The sequence below is a fragment of the Streptomyces botrytidirepellens genome, from assembly GCF_003721215.1.
In the GTDB taxonomy this organism is placed as follows: domain Bacteria; phylum Actinomycetota; class Actinomycetes; order Streptomycetales; family Streptomycetaceae; genus Streptomyces; species Streptomyces himastatinicus.
Genome location: NZ_RIBZ01000553.1, coordinates 1 through 3050, shown reverse-complemented (window position 1 = coordinate 3050; position 3050 = coordinate 1). Strand labels below are relative to the sequence as shown.

The following is a 3050-nucleotide window of genomic DNA, read 5'->3' as shown; positions in this document are numbered from 1 at the left end:
GCCCGACCCGCGCGGCGCGCGGCGCGCCTGGCGCGAGGACGGCGGACGCCACCCGAGCCCCAACGCGGGCCCGGTGGAGGCGGCGTTCGCGGGCGCGCTGGGGGTCCGGCTGGGCGGCACGCTGGCGTACGCGGGCCGGGTCGAGCACCGCCCGGTGCTGAACCCGGGCGGCCGTCCCGTGACGGCGGCCGACATTCCGCGGGCGATCCGCCTCTCGCGGCGGGTGTCGGCGCTCGCCCTGCTCGCCACCGTCGTGGGCCGTTCCGGAGCCGGTGGGGGCCCCGGAGCCGATCAGGAAAGGGTGAACCGATGACCCTGGGGGGCGGACTGCTCATCGCGGGAACGACCTCGGACGCCGGGAAGAGCGTCGTCACGGCGGGCATATGCCGCTGGCTGGCGCGCAAAGGGCTCCGGGTCGCCCCGTTCAAGGCGCAGAACATGTCGCTCAACTCCTTCGTCACCCGGGAGGGCGCCGAGATCGGGCGCGCCCAGGCGATGCAGGCCGCGGCCGCGCGCGTCGAACCGAGCGCCCTGATGAACCCGGTCCTGCTGAAGCCGGGCAGCGACCGCAGCAGCCAGGTGGTGCTGCTCGGCAAGCCGGTGGGCGAGATGAGCGCGCGCGGGTATTACGGGGGGTCTGGGGGGTCGTCCCCCGAGGAAAGGCTGCACTCGGAGCGGCGCCGCGAAGGGCTGCTGGAGACCGTCACCGACTGCCTGAGCGAGCTGCGGCGCACGCATGACGCGGTGATCTGCGAGGGCGCGGGCAGCCCGGCCGAGATCAATCTGCGCCGCACCGACATCGTCAACCTCGGTCTTGCCCGGGCCGCGGGGCTGCCGGTCGTCGTGGTCGGGGACATCGACCGCGGCGGCGTCTTCGCGTCCTTCTTCGGCACGACCGCGCTGCTGTCCCGCGAGGACCAGCGGCACATCGCCGCCTATGTGGTGAACAAGTTCCGCGGCGATGTGAGCCTGCTGGAACCCGGTCTGGACATGCTCCGCGACCTCACCGGACGGCCGACCGTCGGTGTGCTGCCGTACGCGCACGGCCTCGGCATCGACGAGGAGGACGGGCTGCGCGTCTCGCTGCGCGGCACCGTGCGCGAGAGCGTCGTCGCACCGCCGCACGGCGCGGACGTGCTGCGGGTCGCGGTGGCCGCCGTACCGCTCATGTCCAACTTCACCGACGTGGACGCGCTGGCCGCCGAGCCGGGCGTGATCGTGCGCTTCGTGGACCGCCCGGAGGAGCTGGCCGACGCCGATCTGGTGGTGCTGCCGGGCACCCGGGGCACCGTGAAGGCGCTGGAGTGGCTGCGCGAGCGCGGTCTCGCCGACGCGATCGCGCGGCGTGCCGCGGAGGGGCGGCCGGTGCTCGGGCTCTGCGGCGGCTTCCAGGCGCTGGGCTACGCGATCGAGGACGAGGTCGAGTCGAAGGCCGGGGCGGTCGAGGGCCTCGGGCTGCTGCCCGTACGGGTCCGCTTCGCTGCCGACAAGACCCTGGCCCGGCCGGTGGGCGAGGCGCTGGGTGAACCGGTGGCGGGCTACGAGATCCACCACGGGGTCGCCGAACTGCTCCACGGGGGCGACGAACCGTTCCTGGACGGCTGCCGGGTGGGCCCGGTGTGGGGCACCCACTGGCACGGCTCGCTGGAGAGCGACGGCTTCCGCCGCGCCTTCCTGCGGCGGGTCGCGGAGGCGGCGGGCCGGGCGTTCGTGCCCGCGCCGGACACCCGCTTCGGGGAGTTGCGCGAGGAGCAGCTGGACCGGCTGGGCGATCTGATCGAGGAGCACGCGGACACGGACGCGCTGCTGAGGCTCATCGAGGGCGGCGTACCGGACGGGCTGCCCTTCGTGCCGCCCGGGGCGCCGGGAGGAACGGATTGAGCACGACAAGACGCGAGCCCGCACGCACCGTAGGAGGTACCGAAGCATGACCACCGCTGCCTACCCGTTCACCGCGGTCGTCGGAATGGACGACATGCGGCTCGCCCTGCTCCTCAACGCGGTCTCGCCCGCCGTGGGCGGGGTCCTGGTGCGCGGCGAGAAGGGCACGGCCAAGTCGACGGCCGTGCGCGCGCTGTCCACGCTGCTGCCGCCGGTCGACGTCGTCCCCGGGTGCCGCTTCTCGTGTGATCCGGCCGCGCCCGATCCGGGCTGCCCGGACGGTCCGCACGAGACCGCCCCCGGGGACGCGCGCCCCGCGCGGATGGTGGAGCTGCCGGTCGGCGCGTCCGAGGACCGCCTCGTCGGGTCGCTGGACATCGAGCGGGCGCTGTCGGACGGGGTCAAGGCGTTCGAGCCGGGGCTGCTCGCGGACGCGCACCGCGGGGTGCTGTACGTCGACGAGGTCAACCTGCTGCACGACCACCTGATCGACCTGCTGCTCGACGCGGCCGCCATGGGCGCCTCCTATGTGGAGCGCGAGGGCGTCTCCGTACGGCACGCCGCGCGCTTCCTGCTGGTGGGCACCATGAACCCGGAGGAGGGCGAGCTGCGGCCGCAGCTGCTGGACCGCTTCGGGCTCACCGTCGAGGTCACGGCGTCGCGGGACACCGAGGAGCGGGTCGAGGTGGTGCGCCGGAGGCTGGCGTACGACGAGGACCCGGCCGGGTTCGCCGCGCGCTGGGCGCGCGAGGAGGGCGAGCTGCGGGACCGCATAGCGGCGGCGCGCGCCCTGCTGCCCGCCGTCCGGCTGGGCGACCGCGCGCTGCGGCAGATCGCGGCGGTGTGCGCGGCGTTCGAGGTGGACGGGATGCGCGCGGACATCGTGACGGCGCGTACGGCGACGGCGCTGGCCGCCTGGGCGGGCCGGACGGACGTGCGGACCGAGGACGTACGGCAGGCCGCGCTCCTGTCGCTCCCCCACCGGCGTCGGCGGGCGCCGTTCGACGCGCCGGGGCTGGACGAGGACAAGCTGGACGAGGTGCTGCGGCAGTTCGAGGACGAGGAGCCGGAGCCCGAGCCGGAACCCTCAGATGCTGATGAGGGCCCCGATGACGACCCCGACGGACCGGGCGGGGGCGGAGGGTCCGGCGGCGGGGACGGCCCCGACG

General features: G+C 75.0%; 3 protein-coding genes. All 3 read left to right on the top strand.

Features of this window, described 5'->3' with window-relative positions; genetic code table 11:
• On the top strand, nt 1-313 hold a 313-nt coding region (locus tag EEJ42_RS32705), incomplete at its 5' end, for a cobalamin biosynthesis protein (protein WP_184503382.1).
• Complete coding sequence (locus tag EEJ42_RS32700) at nt 310-1881, top strand: cobyric acid synthase (protein WP_123105571.1); 1572 nt, start codon at nt 310-312, stop codon at nt 1879-1881. The genes EEJ42_RS32705 and EEJ42_RS32700, both read left to right, overlap by 4 nt.
• Nucleotides 1882-1927: 46 nt before the next feature.
• Nucleotides 1928-3050: magnesium chelatase ATPase subunit I (locus EEJ42_RS32695; protein ID WP_184503381.1), on the top strand; the 1123-nt coding region annotated here is incomplete at its 3' end.